We start from the raw sequence: 17,305 nt of genomic DNA on the forward strand, positions 1-17,305 counted from the left end.
GACAAGGCAATGGTCCTGGTTCATCACACACCTCCTTGCCGGGTGGCCGGCGCCGAAAAGAACGCCTCGACGAGATCGACGATCCGCCACGTCGAGCACGGCCTTCTGCAATGCGCATCGAAGCCGGCATCCTTGAGCGTTTCGACGGGGTCCGCCGGCCAGACGCCGCTCATCGCGACGAGCAACCGTCCGGTGATGTCCGCGTCCATGCGCAGCGTGCGGATGAAGACATAACCCGACTCGCTGTCGAGGCTCGTATCGAGGACCAGCGCCTGCGGCTTCCAGTTCTGGACGAGCGAGCGCACCGACTTCAGGTCCTGCGAATGGATGACTTCGAGGCCCTTCAGCCGCAGCATCACGGCGAGCGATTCGGCGATCGACTTGTCCTTGTGCGCGATCAGGACGCGCCGTGCCGCGTGATGGGCTCGCACCCGCTTGATGCTCCACAACGCAAAATGCTTTTCCTGCTCGGCAGGTGATCGGCTGGTCATGCGCGTCTCCGTGATGCGGTGGATCGGATGAACCCATTGTCGGCCGGTCACTCCGCGCGCAAAACCCGCAGCGAGAAGGGGCGAAGCGATCGAGAAGAGGGAGGCGACATCCCCGCGAATGGAGGGTGGCGAGCGTTTAATACGGGCGTACTATCGGTTCATGTTCTCGGGGACTCGCAATGGAAAACGGATATTTCAAAACAGTATTGCTGGTAGAGGACGAAGGGCTCACGCGCAGCGCAATGAAGACGCTGATTCTCGCGAATGAGCCGCTGCTCGAAATCGACGAAGCGGACGGCTTCGAGCAGGCGAAGGAAAAGCTATCCGCGGGTTCGTACGATCTGATGTTCCTCGACTACAACCTTCGGGGCAACGCGACCGGCATGGACCTGCTCAACTGGATACGCGAGGAAGAGCGCGAGGTGCAGACCATCATGCTTTCGGCACAGGACGACCGCGACACCGTGCTCGAATGCATCAAGAGCGGGGCCTGCGGGTTCATCTCCAAAGGCAGCGAGCAGGGCGCGGAGGTTTTTCGTGAAGCGCTCCGTACGATTCTCTCGGGCCGTGTCTATCTGCCCAACACGGTGCTCGGCAAGGGCGGCCACAGTCCGAAACCGGTCGCGACGCATTCGAGCCCGACCGTCGAGTCGCTCGAACTGCCGCCGCGCCTGACCGAAACGCTGCGCTATTTGCTGCAGGGGCTGTCGAACAAGGCGATCGCGCGCAAGATGAACATCAGCGAGAACACGGCGAAGGAGTATTCGAGCGACCTGCTCGCGCGCTTTCACGTGACGCGCCGGACGTTCCTGATCGTCGAAATGGCCCGGCGCGGCATCGAGATGCCGGTGAGTCATCCGACGGCGTAGGGCGTAAGCACCCGCCGCCACGACGACTCAGACAGCCTCGTCGGCAAAATCCGGACAGCGGCCCGAGATCAGCGAAAGGATCTCCTGCCGCAGATCGGCGGGGCTGACCGGCTTGCTCATCACGTCGTGCGTGCAGGCGAGCGGCACGATGGTCGCCTGCGGCTCGCCCGTCACGACGAGCGTCGGACATGGCCTGCCGAGTTTCGCCGTGCAAAGCATCGCCACCTCGCGCGCGGTCTTGAAGTCGCGCAGGCGGTAATCGGTGATGACGAGATCCGGGAAGCGCTCCAGCGACTCCAGAATCTCCTCGTACTCCTCGAAAGTCGCCGCCGAATCGTATAGCACGCCCCATTGCGACAAGAGCGCCTCCGTCGACGCCCGCACGAGGCCGTCGTCCTCCACCAGGAGCACATACAGCCCGTCGAGATGCCTGATTTCGTCGGCATCGCCTTTTGCGGGCGCGCGCGGCGCGGGCTTTTCGGGACTTGCACCGCAAAGCGGCATCTCCAGCGAGAAGCGCGAGCCGAGCCCTTCAGCCGATTTCAGTTCGATCCGGTGTTCGTCCAGCATCGAAATCACCGCGTTGACGATCGAGAGACCGAGCCCCAGGCCCTTGTCGCGATCCTGCTCCGGGTTGCCGACCTGGAAGAACGGCTGAAAAATCGACTCCCAGTGCGCCGCCGAAATTCCGATGCCGTTGTCGACCACGTCCACGCGCGCGCGCGTCGGCGAGCGGACGACGCCCACGATCACCGTCGGCGTCGCGTCGTCGGTCGTCTTGGCGTACTTGATCGCGTTCGAGATCAGATTCGCGACCGCGCGCCCGAGCCAGTGCGCGTCGCTGCGCACGCAGACGAGACTTTCACGCGGCAGGCGCAGCCTCAGGTCGACGCCGCGGCTTTGCGCGAAAGGACCAAGCTGCGCGGCGGCTTCCTCGATGATGAGCCGCAGGTCGAAGACGTGATAACGCGGCACGACGCGCCCCGATTCCAGCCGCGACAGGTCGAGCACCGCGTTCAGAAGGCGCGCGAGGATCACGGACGAGCGCCCGCATTCGTCGATCAGCCGGCCGGCTTCGCGGAATTCGCCGCGCCGGATCGCTTCGGATGCCGCCTGCAGGAACAGGTTGAGCGCGTGCATCGGCTGGCGCAGGTCGTGGGTCGCGGCGGCGAGGAAGTTCGATTTGTCCCGGCTCGCCGTTTCGGCGGCGAGCATCTGCTGCTCCTTCAGCGCGAGCAGGGCGTTCGTCTTGACCTCCTGATCCCGCTTCGACACTTCCAGTTCGTCATTCTTGCGCGCCAGCTCGACATTCGCGTCGCTGAGTTCGCTATTGACCGACGCAAGCTCGCGCTCGGCGGCGTAGCGCTCGCGGGACACCCGCTCCGCGTGCACGCAGACGCCGTGACCGACGATCGCCATGTTCACCAGATAGAACATCCCCGCGCCGAAATCGGCGGGTAACAGCACGTTGAACGCCGCCTGAATGAAGACGACCCCACCGAGCGTCAGGATCGCGACGGTCAGCGCGTAGCGCGACTTCAGATAGAAGAACGAAAACTGGAAGAAGAGCGCGAGATAGAGGCCGGGAAAGTGCTGCGAATAGTTGAAGGGCGCCGGCGTGACGACGATCATCACCAGCATCAGGAAAATAAGTCCATAAATACCGGTGAAAATGACGCGCGCGGACATCCCGTGCAAACGGAACGACGGCCGCAGCACGAGCACGCCGACGCAGCACAGCAGCACGATGCCGAGCATGCGCAGCACGAGCAGGTCGGTGAACACGACGCTCAGGATCTTGCTCTGGCGCGCGACGGTCAGGTCCCAGGTGAGAAACGACGTCCACAGGACGAGCGCGAGCAGCGCCGACGCCCGCCGGAACGCGCAAAACCGCTGGCTGTGTTCTTCGAGGAATTGCGCTTCAAGGGCCGGGTCGGCGAACGGCTTGGGTATCGAAAGATTCTTGACGAGACTCGCGCCCGCTTCTCGCGCGGCGGCGGAGTACGACCAGGACCTCGGGATGCCGGCGAACCGGTTCGGGACATGCATGTCGCGCTCGCATAGACAGTAGGGAGGTTAACTACTTTAGGCGACATCTCACCCGCGGCAAGCGCGTTTTTCGGACGAAATCAAGAAAACTTAGGAGTTACCCGAGTTCCACTGCGGAGGTCGGTGGCGGGCGATGAGCGGGCCCAGCCGGAAGGAAGTCGAAAGCGAGCGCTGCGGTCGGGCTGCACCCTCGACACGGGGACGAGGGCTTAGGCCGGTCATACCTTTGTCTTGGCCTTGGTGGTGCGTTTGGCGACCTGCATGTCCTTGGCGCCCTGTGCCTTGCTGGGTGCCTGCTTGGTGCCGGACGCGCTTTTCTTGCGGCTCGACATTTCGGTTTCGGCGGGATGGCTCGCCGGCGCTTTTCTCGGGGATGGCATGTTGACCTCCTTCGCGTGTCGGAATGACACGGTTTAAACATAGGCGCCGCATTGACGGGAATCAAGAAAGTGCGTCGTGTCGTGATGTATCGGCGCGACAGTTGCGCTTCGCGTCAGTGAACTCGCTTCTGAGAGCGAAGCAATTTCGGTGTCCGTCGGGTTCAGCCGATCAGCTTGATCCCGACCGGCAGCGACTCGCCGAACACGCGTCCTTCGTCGGCGCGGTCGAGCTCGACGGTCTCGCTGACCATCTGAATCCAGTTCTTCGACGCGTTCGCCGCCGTCAAACGCCGCACGACTTCCTCGCGGATATCGTCGGGCAGGTCGCGCGAGCGGTCGCCCGTCATGCGCGCGATCTGCACGGCCGCGAACGCCGCCGGCTCGATCTTTTTCCAGTCGAGCGCGAGGATCGTGTTGAGCCATTCGACCGCTGTCGCGGGCGGCACGACGCCGTGCGCGCTGCCGTAGAACGGCTGGCGCGCGCCGATGCGTCCGACCGCCCACCAGCTCTGCACGTTCTCGGACGGCTTTTTGAGCCGCGTGAGGAGCCACTGCCCGATCTCCGCCTTGCGCTCGGCCGGCACGCGTTCGAGCGACGCCGCGAGCCGCACCATGTCGTCGTAGCCGACTTTCGCCGTGCCCGCCATCTTCTTGTAGCGCGAGGTGCCGGGCGGCTGGAGATAGAACGCGATGTCGTCGAGCAACTGCACCTGGGCGTCCGGCGGCAGTCCGCCCGCCGCGCGCCGCCAGAGCGTCCACCATTCCGACCAGATCTGGCTTTCGTTCACGTACTGGATGCCCTGGTCGTAGAGCGCCGCGAGCTGCTCGACGCGCCATTCGTCGAGCGGATCGCCGAAGCCTGGCCGGATGCCGTAGCCGACGAGATTCAGCCATAGCCGTTCGTGATCCGCCGAGCGCCGGCGGCGGCGCGCGCGTTCGATCAGCGTGCCGTACAGTTCGCGCAACAGCGCGATGTCCCAGGTATCGCGTGGGCCGAGCAGTTGTTCGAGTTGCGCGCGCAGCCGTTTGACCTCCTTCGGCCCGACGTCGTGCGACTTCGCGCCGAAAGTGCGGTCGATCTGCTCGGCGGCCTTCGGCCATGCGGCATGCAGCGCGGCGTCGCCGTCGCCGTCGCCCGGAGTTTCGTTGCCGCGCAGCTGGAAGGCGAGCAGCCAGCGCTGCGACGGATCGTCGGTGGCGATGCAGTGGACGTCGAGCGTGCCGACTTCAGTGAGCGTCGATGTCAGATGGACGGGCGTATCGCGCGGGCCGCTCGCATCCTGCGGCGCGACCACGGTGGCGATCGGCGGCAGGCGCACGAAGTCGCCGCCGGCGGCCGACAGATCGGCGAGTTCGCCCGGCTCGCGGGCCGTATCCGCAACCGACGACACCAGGTGAAAGCGCACCGGCGCGCCGAGCCGCAGCGCGAACGTGCGGTCGGTCAGCGCGATTTCGTGGCCTTCTTCCGTGCCGCGCGGCAAGAGGCAAATGCCGCGCTCGCTCTTGCTGTCGTCGTCGAGCACGAGGAAGAAGCTGCGCGGCGAGCCGCCGCCGATGCGCGGCGCCTGTCCCGCGCGCGCGAGCGCATACGCGACCGCGCCGCGCGCGACGGCCACATCGGGGTTCGCGTTGTGCAGCAAGTTGAGCGGCGCGCCGCGCCATGCGCCGAGCGTGCTCGCGAGGCGTTGCGTCAGCGCTTCTGCGCGGAACACGCCGCCGTTGAGCAGCAGGGTGTCGGGAACCGGCAACGACGCCTCGGCGTGCGATTCGTCCAGCCCGAGCGCCTGCCGCGATTGCGCGGCGTGCTGCGCGAGAAACGCGGCGATATGGCGCGTGACCGCCGGATCGCTTGCATACGGCAGCCCGAATTCGACGATGCCGCCGCGCGTGCGCCCCGGCCGCTCGCCCGCCGACACCGCCGGAAAGAAGCCGTCGACGATGATCCGCTCGACTTCCTCGCGCGACACCTGCGCCGAACGCGATCCGCCGACGAGCTTCGCGCCCGCGCCGAGCAGCGTGATCGACGCGGACTCGGGTGCATCGGCGCCGAGCAGGTGTTCCTTCGCGGCGCGGCTGCGCTCGACGAGCTGCGAAATCTGCGCCGCCGAGAGTCGCGCGCTGCCCGCGCTCAAGCGCGCCTCCGCGAGATGCGCGAGCGCGAGATCCATGTTGTCGCCGCCGAGCATCAGGTGGTTCCCGACGCCGATACGCGTCAGTTGCGGCTCGCCGTCGTGCATCTCCACCTTGATCAGCGTGAGGTCGGTCGTGCCGCCGCCGACGTCGCAGATCAGCACGAGGCGCGTCTTTTCGAGTTGGGAAGCGAGCGTCGCGCGATGGTGGAACAGCCAGTCGTAGAACGCCGCCTGCGGTTCTTCCAGCAGCCGCAGTTTCGGCAGCTTCGCCATGCGCGCCGCCTCGACGGTCAGCGCCCGCGCGCCTTCGTCGAACGAGGCGGGCACCGTCAGCACGACGTCCTGGTCTTCGAGCGGCGCTTTCGGAAAACGATGGTTCCACGCCGAGCGCACGTGCGCGAGATAGCTCGCGCTCGCGGCCACGGGCGAAATCTTGGCGACGTCGTCGCTCGCGCCCCACGGCAGGATCGGCGCCACGCGGTCCACCGACGCGTGCGACAGCCAGCTCTTCGCGCTCGCGACGAGCCGCCCCGGCACCTGCGCGCCGAGCGTGCGCGCGAGCCGGCCGGTCACGACCTGCGTCGCTTCGTGATTTTCGCGCCCCGCCTGCTGCCACGGCAGATGCAGCGCGCCGGCGTCGAGTTCGCCGCGCGCCGCGTGATAGCGCACCGAAGGCAAAAGCGGCCGCGCGCCGACTTCGCCCAGACCGACGAGCTGATCGACGTCGAACACGCGGATGTCGGACGAACCGGCTTGCGCATACGCGACGACCGTATTGCTCGTGCCCAGGTCGATGCCGACCGAATAGCGCTTCATCGGGTGCGCGGCGCCTTACGCACCTTGAGCGCCGCCGCGGACGTCGAATTCGACCTTCCAGCGCTCGCTGCTGCCGCGTGGGACGGCTTCGAGTTCGAGCGTGCCGGCCTCGGTGATGCGCGCGTGCAGCTTCACCGGCACGATTTCGCCAGGGGTGCGGCCTTCCGTCGGCAGGGTCGCTTCGATTTCGTCGAGTTCCTGGAGTTCGTCGGGCTGCCAGTAGTCGAGCATCGTGCCGACCTGATCCTGACGCCGCACCGACGATCCGAAGAACCGGAAATGCACCGGCTCCCCGACGACGAGACCGAATTCCAGCGCGGGCAGCGCGGCGTCGGTGCCTTCCTCCATGCCGAACGGCGCGACGCACAGCGCCGACACGGGCGGTTCGAGCCCCGGCACCGCGGGCATCGCCGATTCGACCGCGACGTAGTACGCCTGCGCCGTGCCGCCGCGAATGCGCACGCCCTTACCGCGCCGCACGTAGCCGTAATAGGCCGCGCCGCGCGCGACCGCGAGGTCGAGATCGGCGCCTTCGAGCAGGCGCGCGGGCGGCGCGCCTTCGTTCGCGAGCCAGCCGTTCAACGTCGACAGGATGCGCTCGACCAGGAGCGGCGACTTGAACACGCCGCCGTTGAAGAGCACGGCGGTCGGGTGCAGGAAGCTCGCGTTGGCGTTGGCGTTCGCGCCGCCGAGTTCCGCGAGCGCGCCGACTTGCCGCGCGAGAAACGCAGCGAGATGGCGCGTGACGGCGGCGTCCTGCGCGTAGGGCAGCCCGAGTTGCGTCAGGCCGACGCGCGCGCGGCTCACGGGCCGCGCGTTGGCTTCGACTTGCGGGAAGAAGCCGTCGAGGATCGTCTGCGTGAGTTCGGCGCGCGTGAGTTCGGTGCGGATCGAGCCGCCGATCAGCTTCGAGCCGCGGCTCGGGACGACGAGCGGCACGGCGTCGGTCGTCGGGTCGGTGAGCAGCGTTTCCTTGGCCGAGCGGCATGCGTAGGTGAGCGCGCGCAGTTGCCACGGATCGGGCTGCGTGCCTTGCGAAGCGAGCTTCCTCGCGACGACGTGCGCGAGCGCGAGGTCCATGTTGTCGCCGCCGAGCAGGATGTGTTCGCCCACCGCGACGCGATGCAGTTCCAGATTGCCTTCGCGCTCGACGACCGCGATCAGCGAAAAGTCGCTCGTGCCGCCGCCGACATCGACGACGAGGATTACGTCGCCGACGCGCACCTGCTTGCGCCAGACGCCGCCGCTCTTCTGAATCCAGCTATAGAGCGCCGCTTGCGGTTCTTCCAGCAGCGTCATGCGCGCGTAGCCAGCGTCGTCGGCGGCTTCGGCGGTCAGCTCGCGCGCGGCCGGGTCGAACGAGGCGGGGATCGTGACCGTGACGTCCTGGTCGGCGAACGGCGCGTCCGGATGCGCGTGGTCCCACGCCTCGCGCAGGTGGGTCAGGTAGCGCACCGACGCGTCGAGCGGCGACACGCGTTCGACTTCCCCGGGCGCGTCGTTCGGCAGGATGGCCGCGCGGCGATCGACGCCCGGATGGCACAGCCAGCTTTTCGCGCTGGAGACGAGGCGGATCGGCGTGCCGGCGCCGCGGCTGCGCGCCATTTCGCCGACCGCGAAGCCGCGCTCGGCGGTCCACGGCAGCGAAAGATCGCCGGGCGCGAGTTCGTTCGGATGCGGCAAATACAGGAACGACGGCAGCAGGTCGAGCGGCTCGATGGCGCCCGGCCCGGTCAGTTGCGCGACGGGCAGCACGCCTTCCACGGTTTTGTCGCCGTCGCTGGACGCGATGTCGACCCAGGAGATCGCACAGTGCGTCGTGCCCAGATCGACGCCGATCGAATAGCGCGGATCGCTCATAGTTCCACCTCGGCGGGCGCGACGACGCGTGCGTCGTGACTGTCGGCGAGTTTCGGCAGGCGGACGTCCGCGACCTTCCAGCCGCGGTGGCTGATGCTGCCATGAAACGGCGGCTTGCCGACGACATTGCCCGTCACGCGGATCGCGGTGGCGTCGAAGCCGTCGGGCAGCGTGACGCGGCTGCCTTCGGCTTCGTCGCGCACCGGGCGGATCGTGAAATGCTCGCGCAGCACGGTGCGGCAGCCTTCGTGGACGAGGCGCGCGGCGGCGCCGATGTCGGCGTCGGTGTAATTGACGATGTCCTCTTCGACGAAATCAATGAAGCGCGCGTCGCGCTGGAGCAGGCCGAGAAGCTGGAGCGCGGCGTCGGGGCTCGCTTCCTTGAGCATCACCGGGGCGGGCGCGGCGGCCGGAGCGCGCGCGGGTGTGGGCGCGGCTTCCGGCGCTTCGCGCAGGCGCTTCACGCGGCCGGCGAACTCGGCGTTGCCAAGAATGCTGAAAAACGTGCCGAAGGCTATCGACATCCTGCCGAAAAACGACGGGTTCAAGTCGGTCATGACATGCTCCTGATGGCGTTGCCCGAAGACGACTTTTCCTCAGGCGACGCTGAACTGGTTTGGGCCGGTGGTGCTGGAATGCCGGGCGTCGATGCGCGCCGGGAGCCGGCGCGGGTGTTTTGTGCGACGGTTGCGCCGGCGCGCGCGCCTTCACTGAAGGCGTGTGCCGGCGGTTGGCCGTGCGGCCCGCAGCGGGCGGCGCGGCGAACGCTCCTGCCGGTTATACAGCATCCGCGTTTATTTCGTGACCGGACGCCAAAAACGCGTGCCGGGGCGCCCGGCCGGACCGGGGCCCACATTCTCGCCAATATGGGGATCAAGTCAAGATGCTTCTGACCGACGCGCGTTCGCCTTCCGTGTCATGCCTTGTAGCCGATCTTGCGCAGCAGATCGTGCCGCCACTGGACATCCTCGGCGCCTTCGACGCCGAGCGGCGCGAATCCGTCGACGACGCCCACGATCCCGCGCCCCTGCTCCGTCTGCGCGACGAGCACCTGCGTCGGATTCGCGGTCGCGCAGAAGATGCGGCACACCTCCGGGACCGCCTTCACGGCGTTGAGCACGTTGACGGGGAAGAAGTTGTCGCACAGCACGATGATGAAGCTGTGACCGGCGCCGATCGACATCGCGTTCTTCTCGGCGAGTTGCTGCGCGGCGGCGTCCGTTCCCGACGAGCGCACGAGCCGCTTGCCCGACGCCTCGCAGAACGCGAGCCCGAAGCGGATGCCCGGCACCGCGCCGACGAGCGCTTCGTGCAGGTCCTCCACGGTCTTGATGAAATGCGATTGCCCGAGAATGAAGTTGAGGTCTTCGGGCTTGTCGATGTCGACGGTGAGAAGTTCCATGCGTTCCTCCGCTTGGCGGGCGATTCGAGGTCGGGTTCTTCTGAGATGCTTTTACACCGCAACCCGATCGCAATCAACGACGCATGTCGAATCCATCGAGATAGACGCTCGCGTCGCCATCCCACGCGCGGCCATCGCACAAAACGGCCGCGCGCCGTTCGTCCGGCAGCGGCACGCCGGTGAGCAAAGCCGCCTCGCGATACAGCTCGGTCTGGCTGATCGCGTGGGCGAGAGCGGCGTCGCCGTCGGTGACGGCACCGTCGAGCATCCCCCAGCGACGATATTGCGTCACGAACCACAATCCGTCCGACGCACGCGGATAGTTCACCGCGCCGCCATCGAAGAAGCTGACGGCGAGCGCCTTCGGAAAGCGCGCCGGATCGTAGGCGCCGCTCAAACGCGGCTCGATCACCTCGCGCGGCACGTTCACGAGATCGGGCGCGGCCAGCTGCGCCGCGATCTCCGAGCGATGCTCCGCGCTGTCGACCCAGCGGCACGCTTCGAGCAGCGTCGCGACGAGCGCGCGCGACGTGTTCGGATACAGCGCGACGAAATCGCGCCGGCTCGCGAGCGCCTTCTCCGGGTGATCCGGCCAGATGCCGCTCGTGAGCGCGACCGTCCTGCCGACGCCGCGCGTCTCCGCGAGCGCGTGCCACGGCTCGCCGCAGCAGAAACCGTCGAGCTGACCTTCGGCGAGCGCATCGCCCATGCGCGGCGGCGGGATCACGACGCTTTCGATGTTGCGCAACGGATGCACGCCGTTCGCCGCGAGCCAGTAGTAGAGCCACATCGCATGGGTGCCGGTCGGGAACGTCTGCGCGAGCACGGGCTTCCTGCCGAGCGACGCAAACGCGTCCTTCACGTTGCCGGTCTCGCGGTAAGCGTCGGCGAGCGCGTTCGAGAGCGTGATCGCGCCGCCGTTGCGGTTGAGCACCATCAGCACGGCCATGTCGGCCTGCGGTCCGCCGATGCCGAGCTGCACGCCGTACACGAGACCGTAGAGCGCATGCGCGGCGTCGATTTCGCCCGACAGCAGCGTGTCGCGCACGGCGGCCCACGACGGCTGGCGGACGAGTTCGAGCGTGAGGCCGTACTTGCGGCCGAGGTCGAAGAGGCGCGCGGCGGCGAGCGGCGCGGCGTCCGACAGCGCGACGAAGCCGAGCCGGACATGGGTTTTCTCAAGTGCGCCGAAGGGAGTCGAGGTATTCATGGCGTGCGGGTCATCCCAGTAGATCGGCCATCGACACGAGCTGGCGCGCCACTTCCGCGACCTTCATCCCGTGATCCATCGCCCGCTTGCGCAACGCGGCGTAAGCCTCTTGCTCGGTCATCTGGCGGCGTTCCATCAGGAGACGCTTCGCGCGGTCGATGATCTTGCGATCGGCGAGTTCGCTTTCCACCTTCTGAAGCCGCTGGCGCAACTGCTCCTCGTGCGCGAAGCGCGCGAGCGCCACTTCGAGGATCGGCGCGAGCCGCTCGGCCGCGAGCCCTTCGACGAGATACGCCGTCACGCCCGCGCCGACCGCCGCGCGGATGAACTGCTGGTCGGCGTCGCTGCTGAACATCAGCACGGGGCGCGGCGCGGCCTTGTTCATCACCGCGAGCTGTTCGAGCGTGTCGCGCGAAGGCGACTCGGTGTCGATGATCACGACATCCGGCCGTTCGCGCTCGACGACCCTCGGCAGCGCGGCGGGCGTCGCAGCCTCGGGCAGCATCTCGTAGCCGAGGCGTGCGAGCGCCTGGCGCAGATCGCCGATCGGTTTGTCCGTGTCGGTGACGAGGAGGACGCGCAACATGGTCAGACGCAGGGACGATTCATTCGGGGACGGTGCGGGCGGCGTGCCTCGCTCGGGCGCACGCTTCTGGTTCAAGTATATCGGGGCGCGGTGTCGCGCGAGTTCGGGCGTGACGGCGGTCCGCGTCAGGCCGCGTGCGCGAGGCTGTCGCGAGAATCGTAGCGCGGCGCGATGGCGTCGAACGCTTCGGCTTCGCCAATCGCATCGCCGACGAGAATCACCGCCGGGCTGTCGAGCTTCGCCGCCTGCGCTTCTGCGGCAAGGCGTCCGAGCGTCGTGACGAGGCGGCGCTCGTTTGCGCCGCCCGCCCATTGCACGACGGCCGCGGGCGTCCCGGCAGGCAGCGCCGCCATGAGTTTCGCGCAGAGGTTCTCGATGCGGCTCATGCCCATGTAGATGGCGAGCGTCGTGCCGGTGGCGGCGAGCGTCGCCCAGTCCGGTTCGCCGTGGTCCTGCATGTGCGCGGTGATGAAGGTCACGCCCTGGCAATGCTCGCGGTGCGTGAGCGAGATGCCGAGGCTCGCGGCCGCCGCGAACCCGGACGAGATGCCGTTGACGATGTCGAACGGGATGTTCGCGCGCTTGAGCGCCGCGAGTTCCTCGCCAGCGCGTCCGAAGAGCAGCGCGTCGCCGCCCTTCACGCGCACGACGTGCAGTCCCTTCGATGCATAACGCGTCATCAGGCGCTGGATGAATGCCTGCGGCGTGGACCGGCAACCGCCGCGCTTGCCGACGCGAATCACGCGCGCACGCGGCGCGAGCGACACGATCTCCGGATTGGCGAGATCGTCGAGAAGGACGACATCCGCTGCGGCGAGCGCTTTCGCGGCCTTGATCGTCAGGAGATCGAGGTCGCCCGGACCCGCGCTCAGAAGCGTGACCTTGCCGGTGGTGAGAGTCGTCGTCATGGTGATGTCCTTTCCTGTTTCGCCTTGCGTGGCTGCGATGGCCTGCCTGAAAACGAAACGGCGTCCGCCCGTGTTTTGCACGAGGGGACGCCGTTGTCCTGAATCTGCTGCTTGTCGTCCGCCTTTCCGCGCCGCGCACTGAAAGAAGACCTTGAATTCGTGCTCGCCAGCGCCGTTGCCGTGAGCGATCAGCACGATGCAATAAGCAGGCCAGTCGCGTCGATGCCGTCGAAAGCCTTGGCGGACAAAGCCCTGTTGAACGGCGTTTGCTGTGCCGTTGCACTGCGCCTGTGCGGCGTGCCTTCGTGCTGCACACGATCTGAGCGGCACGCATCAATCGCGGGAATGGATTGCGTGGGCGTAAGCGTTGCACGCAGCGTTCGCCGCGTGCGCGCTTCGCACGGCTACAGTGCTGCGTCGCACCACGCATGTGCCGGCGCGCATCACGATGAATCCGCCATGAGCGCTGCGCGCCGCCGCTGATTTCCCGCAAACCCGCATGAACACAGGGATTCGGGCTCGATGGCATAGGCCTTGCCTTATGTCTCGCCATCGGGTCAACGGCGATCCGCTGCATCACGCGATACACGCGACCCCACACCTACGAGCTTTTGGACAATGACGTCCCCCGAACAGGTCATCTGCCTGCTTCGCGGGACGTCTTTTCTTTTTCTGGAAAGAAAATGGCAAACAAGGCAACCCGAATCGATCTGTTCAGTCTACGCACCGCGCCGATGCGCGCCTTCCACCTCACGTGGATGGCGTTCTTCGTGTGCTTCTTCGCGTGGTTCGCATGCGCGCCGCTGATGCCGCTCATCAAGCGCGAGTTCGGCCTCTCCGTCGACCAAGTCGCGAACATCAACATCGCCGCCGTCGCCGTGACGATTCTCGTGCGCCTGATCGTCGGTCCGATGTGCGATCGCTTCGGTCCGCGCAAGGTCTATGCGGGTCTGCTGCTGGCGGGCGCGGTTCCGGTGCTGGGCGCGGCCATCGCGACCGGCTACGAGAGCTTCCTCTGGTGCCGGCTCGCGATCGGCGCGATCGGCGCGAGCTTCGTCATCACGCAGTACCACACGTCGGTGATGTTCGCGCCGAACGTCGTCGGCACCGCGAACGCGACGACCGCCGGCTGGGGCAACGCGGGTGCGGGCGCGGCGCAGGCGCTCGTGCCGATGCTGGTGGCGGCCGCGATCGCGATCGGTGCGGGCGAACACTCGGCGTGGCGCGTGGCGCTCGTCGTGCCGGGCATCGCGATGCCGATCATGGCTTTCTTCTACTGGCGCTATACGCAGGACTGCCCGCAAGGCAATTTCGCGGACCTGCGCGCGCGCGGCATCGCCATCGACGGCGGCAAGAAAGGCGGCTGGGCGAGCTTTCGCGCGGCATGCGCCAACTATCGCGTGTGGATGCTGTTCGTGACCTATGCGGCCTGCTTTGGCGTCGAAGTGTTTATCCACAACATCGCGGCGGTTTATTACGTCGATCACTTCCAGCTTTCGCTCGCCTCCGCCGGCTTGGCGGCCGGCAGCTTCGGCCTGCTCGCGCTCTTTGCCCGCGCGCTCGGCGGCTGGCTCTCCGACAAGTTCGCCACGAAGCGCGGCCTCGACGTGCGCTCGACGCTCCTCTTCGTCTTGATCGCCGGCGAAGGCATCGGCCTCTTCTGGTTCGCGCATGCGGGCAACGTGGCGCTCGCCGTCGTCGCGATGCTGGTCTTCGGCCTCTTCACGCACATGGCGTGCGGCGCGACCTACGCGCTCGTGCCGTTCATCGACCGTAAAGCGCTCGGCGGCGTGGCGGGCGTGATCGGCGCGGGCGGCAACGTCGGCGCGGTGGCGGCGGGCTTCCTGATGAAGGGCGTCGGCAACGTGCAACAGACGCTTTCGATGCTCGGCATGCTCGTCGCTGTCTCGGCGATCTGCGCGCTGGCCGTGCGCTTCAGCCCCGAGCACAAGGCACGCGAAGCAGCGCTGCGCGAGCATGCGCTGTCGGTCAACAACGGCATCGCGAACTAACCCGCCCATCCAAGGATTCCTGTCATGAAAATCATCGTCATCGGCCACGGAATGGTGGGCCACAAGTTCCTCGAATGCCTCGCGGAATCGCCCGTCGAAGGTCTCGACATCACGGTGCTCTGCGAAGAGCCACGTCCGGCCTACGATCGCGTGCACCTCTCCGAATTCTTCGCGGGCAAGACCGCCGAAGACCTCTCGCTCGTCGCGCCGGGCTTCTTCGAGCGCGAGAACTTCGTGCTGCGGTTGAACGCGAAAGCTTCCTCGATCGATCGCGCGGCGCGAACCGTCACGGTCTCGACCGGCGAGACGCTCGCCTACGACAAGCTCGTGATCGCGACCGGCTCGTATCCGTTCGTGCCGCCGCTCGCGGGCCGCGATCGCGCAGACTGCTTCGTCTATCGCACCATCGAGGATCTCGAAGCGATGCGCGAATGCGGTGCGCGCTCGAAGACGGGCACGGTGATCGGCGGTGGTTTGCTCGGTCTCGAATGCGCGAAGGCGCTGCGCGACATGGGGCTTGAAACGCATGTCGTCGAATTCGCGCCGCGCCTGATGGCGGTGCAGGTCGACGAAGGCGGCGGGCGCGCGCTCAGGAAGAAGATCGAAGAACTGGGTGTGACGGTTCATACCGAGCGCAACACGAAGGAGATCGTCGACGGCGAAACGGGCCGCAATCGCATGCAGTTCGCCGACGGCACGCATCTCGACACGGACATGATCGTGTTCTCGGCGGGCATTCGTCCGCGCGACGAAATCGCGCGTGCGGCGCAACTGGAAGTGGGTCCGCGCGGCGGCATCGTGATCGACGATGCATGCCGCACGAGCGCCGAGCACATCTACGCGATCGGCGAATGCGCGCTGTGGAACGGCATGGTGTTCGGCCTCGTCGCGCCGGGGTACGACATGGCGCGCGTCGCCGCGAAGCATCTGCTCGGCGATGCGGCGGAGTTCGGCGGCGCGGACATGAGCACGAAGCTGAAGCTGATGGGCGTCGACGTGGCGAGCATCGGCGATGCGCACGGCAAGACGCCGGGCAGCCGTTCGTATCAGTATCACGACGAGCGCAAGCAGGTGTACAAGAAGCTCGTCGTCTCCGATTGCGGCAAGTTCCTGCTTGGCGGCGTGATGGTCGGCGACGCGACCGAATATGGCACGCTCCTGCAGATGATGCTGAACCGCATCGAACTGCCGGAGGCGCCCGAGTTCCTGATCCTCCCGCAATCGGATGGCAAGGCGAAGCCCGCGCTGGGCGTCGAGGCGCTGCCCGCGGCCGCGCAAATCTGCTCGTGCAACAACGTGACGAAGGCGCAGATTTGCGAGGCGGTGTGCGCGGGGGCAACGAGCATCGGCGCGTTGAAGACGGCCTGCAAGGCGGGGTCGTCGTGCGGCGGCTGCGTGCCGCTCGTCACACAGGTGATGAAAGCCGAGATGAAAAAGCAGGGCATGAGCGTGAACAATCACGTCTGCGAGCACTTTCCGTATTCGCGCCAGGAGCTGTATCACATTGTGCGCGTCGAGGGCGTGAAGTCCTTCGGCGAACTGCTGGCGAAGCATGGCCGCGGTCATGGCTGCGACATCTGCAAGCCGGCGGTCGCGAACATCCTCGCTTCGTGCTGGAACGAGTTCGTGCTGAAGAAGGAGCACGCGAGCCTGCAGGATTCGAACGACTACTACCTCGCCAACATTCAGCGCGACGGCACTTACTCGGTCGTGCCGCGCATGCCGGGCGGCGAAGTGACGCCCGAAGGACTGATCGCGGTCGGACAAGTGGCGAAGAAGTATGGTCTCTATACGAAGATCACGGGCGGCCAGCGCGTCGACCTGTTCGGCGCGCGCGTCGAGCAGTTGCCCTTCATCTGGGAAGAACTCATCGCGGCAGGCTTCGAGTCGGGGCACGCATATGGCAAGGCGCTGCGCACGGTGAAGTCGTGTGTCGGATCGACGTGGTGCCGCTATGGCGTCGGCGATTCGGTCGGTCTCGCGGTGGAAGTCGAGAACCGCTACAAGGGTTTGCGCGCACCGCACAAGATCAAGTTCGGCGTGTCGGGCTGCACGCGCGAGTGCGCCGAGGCGCAGGGCAAGGACGTCGGCATCATCGCGACGGAGAAGGGCTGGAATCTCTACGTGTGCGGCAATGGCGGCATGAAGCCGCGGCACGCCGAATTGCTTGCGTCGGACCTCGATCACGCGACGCTGATTCGCTACATCGACCGCTTCCTGATGTTCTACGTGCGCACGGCGGACCGGCTGCAACGCACGAGCGTGTGGCGCGATAACCTCGAAGGCGGGCTCGATTATCTGATCGACGTGGTCGTGAACGACAAGCTCGGGCTGGGCGCAGACCTCGAAGCCGAGATGGCGCACGTGATCGACACGTATGAATGCGAGTGGAAGAAGGCCGTGACCGATCCCGAGACGCGCAAGCGGTTCCGTCACTTCGTCAATAGCGATCTGGGCGATGCCAACGTGACGTTCGTCGAGGAGCGCGGGCAGATCCGGCCCGCCACGATCGAGGAAAAGACGAAGATGTTTCCCGTGCCCGTCGTCGCCGTCGAGACGGTTTGACGCAGACGCGCTTTCATCAAAGAGA

General features: G+C 66.6%; 13 protein-coding genes. 3 read left to right on the top strand and 10 right to left on the bottom strand.

The annotated features are described in order from the left end of the window. Positions 1–23: 23 nt before the first annotated feature. The gene (locus tag QCE48_RS18395; protein WP_309784313.1) at positions 24–491 is read right to left on the bottom strand and encodes a histidine kinase; all 468 of its coding nucleotides are present in this window, start codon (positions 489–491) and stop codon (positions 24–26) included. 179 nt (positions 492–670) lie between these two features. On the opposite strand from QCE48_RS18395, the gene QCE48_RS18400 reads away from it, so the two are divergent. Further along, positions 671–1,360, top strand: a complete 690-nt coding sequence (locus tag QCE48_RS18400) for a response regulator transcription factor (RefSeq protein WP_309784314.1) — start codon at positions 671–673, stop codon at positions 1,358–1,360. Between the two features lie 27 nt (positions 1,361–1,387). Here QCE48_RS18400 and QCE48_RS18405 read toward each other — a convergent pair whose 3' ends face one another. The 9 genes from QCE48_RS18405 to cobA all read right to left on the bottom strand — a co-directional run bounded on the left by QCE48_RS18405 (position 1,388) and on the right by cobA (position 12,703). Then, positions 1,388–3,409: a hybrid sensor histidine kinase/response regulator gene (locus tag QCE48_RS18405; protein WP_309784315.1), complete on the bottom strand. Its 2,022-nt coding sequence runs from the start codon at positions 3,407–3,409 to the stop codon at positions 1,388–1,390. 218 nt (positions 3,410–3,627) lie between these two features. Then, positions 3,628–3,789, bottom strand: a complete 162-nt coding sequence (locus QCE48_RS18410) for a hypothetical protein (protein ID WP_159462895.1) — start codon at positions 3,787–3,789, stop codon at positions 3,628–3,630. A gap of 161 nt (positions 3,790–3,950) precedes the next feature. Then, positions 3,951–6,737, bottom strand: a complete 2,787-nt coding sequence (locus QCE48_RS18415; protein WP_309784316.1) for an Hsp70 family protein — start codon at positions 6,735–6,737, stop codon at positions 3,951–3,953. Positions 6,738–6,752: 15 nt separating this feature from the next. Continuing rightward, complete coding sequence (locus QCE48_RS18420) at positions 6,753–8,597, bottom strand: Hsp70 family protein (protein ID WP_309784317.1); 1,845 nt, start codon at positions 8,595–8,597, stop codon at positions 6,753–6,755. Continuing rightward, a complete protein-coding gene (locus QCE48_RS18425) occupies positions 8,594–9,154 on the bottom strand; it encodes a DUF2760 domain-containing protein (RefSeq protein ID WP_309784318.1) in 561 nt (186 codons plus the stop codon). Before QCE48_RS18425 ends, QCE48_RS18420 begins: the two co-directional genes overlap by 4 nt. A gap of 359 nt (positions 9,155–9,513) precedes the next feature. Beyond that, positions 9,514–9,999, bottom strand: a complete 486-nt coding sequence (locus QCE48_RS18430) for an adenosine-specific kinase (RefSeq protein ID WP_309784319.1) — start codon at positions 9,997–9,999, stop codon at positions 9,514–9,516. A 73-nt stretch (positions 10,000–10,072) separates the two neighbouring features. Next, positions 10,073–11,209, bottom strand: coding sequence for a CmpA/NrtA family ABC transporter substrate-binding protein (locus tag QCE48_RS18435; protein WP_309784320.1), 1,137 nt, complete (start codon positions 11,207–11,209; stop codon positions 10,073–10,075). A 10-nt stretch (positions 11,210–11,219) separates the two neighbouring features. Next, positions 11,220–11,795 (bottom strand): ANTAR domain-containing protein, encoded by a 576-nt coding sequence (locus QCE48_RS18440; protein WP_309784321.1) that lies wholly within the window; start codon positions 11,793–11,795, stop codon positions 11,220–11,222. Positions 11,796–11,920: 125 nt separating this feature from the next. Beyond that, a complete protein-coding gene (gene cobA, locus QCE48_RS18445) occupies positions 11,921–12,703 on the bottom strand; it encodes a uroporphyrinogen-III C-methyltransferase (protein WP_309784322.1) in 783 nt (260 codons plus the stop codon). Between the two features lie 683 nt (positions 12,704–13,386). Between cobA and QCE48_RS18450 the strand changes: the two genes are divergently transcribed. Continuing rightward, the gene (locus QCE48_RS18450; protein WP_309784323.1) at positions 13,387–14,715 is read left to right on the top strand and encodes an MFS transporter; all 1,329 of its coding nucleotides are present in this window, start codon (positions 13,387–13,389) and stop codon (positions 14,713–14,715) included. A 24-nt stretch (positions 14,716–14,739) separates the two neighbouring features. Next, positions 14,740–17,280: a nitrite reductase large subunit NirB gene (gene nirB / locus QCE48_RS18455; protein ID WP_309784324.1), complete on the top strand. Its 2,541-nt coding sequence runs from the start codon at positions 14,740–14,742 to the stop codon at positions 17,278–17,280. Positions 17,281–17,305: the final 25 nt, after the last annotated feature.

The organism is Caballeronia sp. LZ024, assembly GCF_031451455.1.
Classification (GTDB): Bacteria; Pseudomonadota; Gammaproteobacteria; order Burkholderiales; family Burkholderiaceae; genus Caballeronia; species Caballeronia telluris.

Bases quoted from the DNA above. Each gene is read 5' to 3' on its own strand.
- QCE48_RS18395 (WP_309784313.1), bottom strand. From the start codon at position 491: ATGACCAGCCGATCACCTGCCGAGCAGGAAAAGCATTTTGCGTTGTGG.
- QCE48_RS18400 (WP_309784314.1), top strand. From the start codon at position 671: ATGGAAAACGGATATTTCAAAACAGTATTGCTGGTAGAGGACGAAGGG.
- QCE48_RS18405 (WP_309784315.1), bottom strand. From the start codon at position 3,409: ATGCATGTCCCGAACCGGTTCGCCGGCATCCCGAGGTCCTGGTCGTAC.
- QCE48_RS18410 (WP_159462895.1), bottom strand. From the start codon at position 3,789: ATGCCATCCCCGAGAAAAGCGCCGGCGAGCCATCCCGCCGAAACCGAA.
- QCE48_RS18415 (WP_309784316.1), bottom strand. From the start codon at position 6,737: ATGAAGCGCTATTCGGTCGGCATCGACCTGGGCACGAGCAATACGGTC.
- QCE48_RS18420 (WP_309784317.1), bottom strand. From the start codon at position 8,597: ATGAGCGATCCGCGCTATTCGATCGGCGTCGATCTGGGCACGACGCAC.
- QCE48_RS18425 (WP_309784318.1), bottom strand. From the start codon at position 9,154: ATGACCGACTTGAACCCGTCGTTTTTCGGCAGGATGTCGATAGCCTTC.
- QCE48_RS18430 (WP_309784319.1), bottom strand. From the start codon at position 9,999: ATGGAACTTCTCACCGTCGACATCGACAAGCCCGAAGACCTCAACTTC.
- QCE48_RS18435 (WP_309784320.1), bottom strand. From the start codon at position 11,209: ATGAATACCTCGACTCCCTTCGGCGCACTTGAGAAAACCCATGTCCGG.
- QCE48_RS18440 (WP_309784321.1), bottom strand. From the start codon at position 11,795: ATGTTGCGCGTCCTCCTCGTCACCGACACGGACAAACCGATCGGCGAT.
- cobA (WP_309784322.1), bottom strand. From the start codon at position 12,703: ATGACGACGACTCTCACCACCGGCAAGGTCACGCTTCTGAGCGCGGGT.
- QCE48_RS18450 (WP_309784323.1), top strand. From the start codon at position 13,387: ATGGCAAACAAGGCAACCCGAATCGATCTGTTCAGTCTACGCACCGCG.
- nirB (WP_309784324.1), top strand. From the start codon at position 14,740: ATGAAAATCATCGTCATCGGCCACGGAATGGTGGGCCACAAGTTCCTC.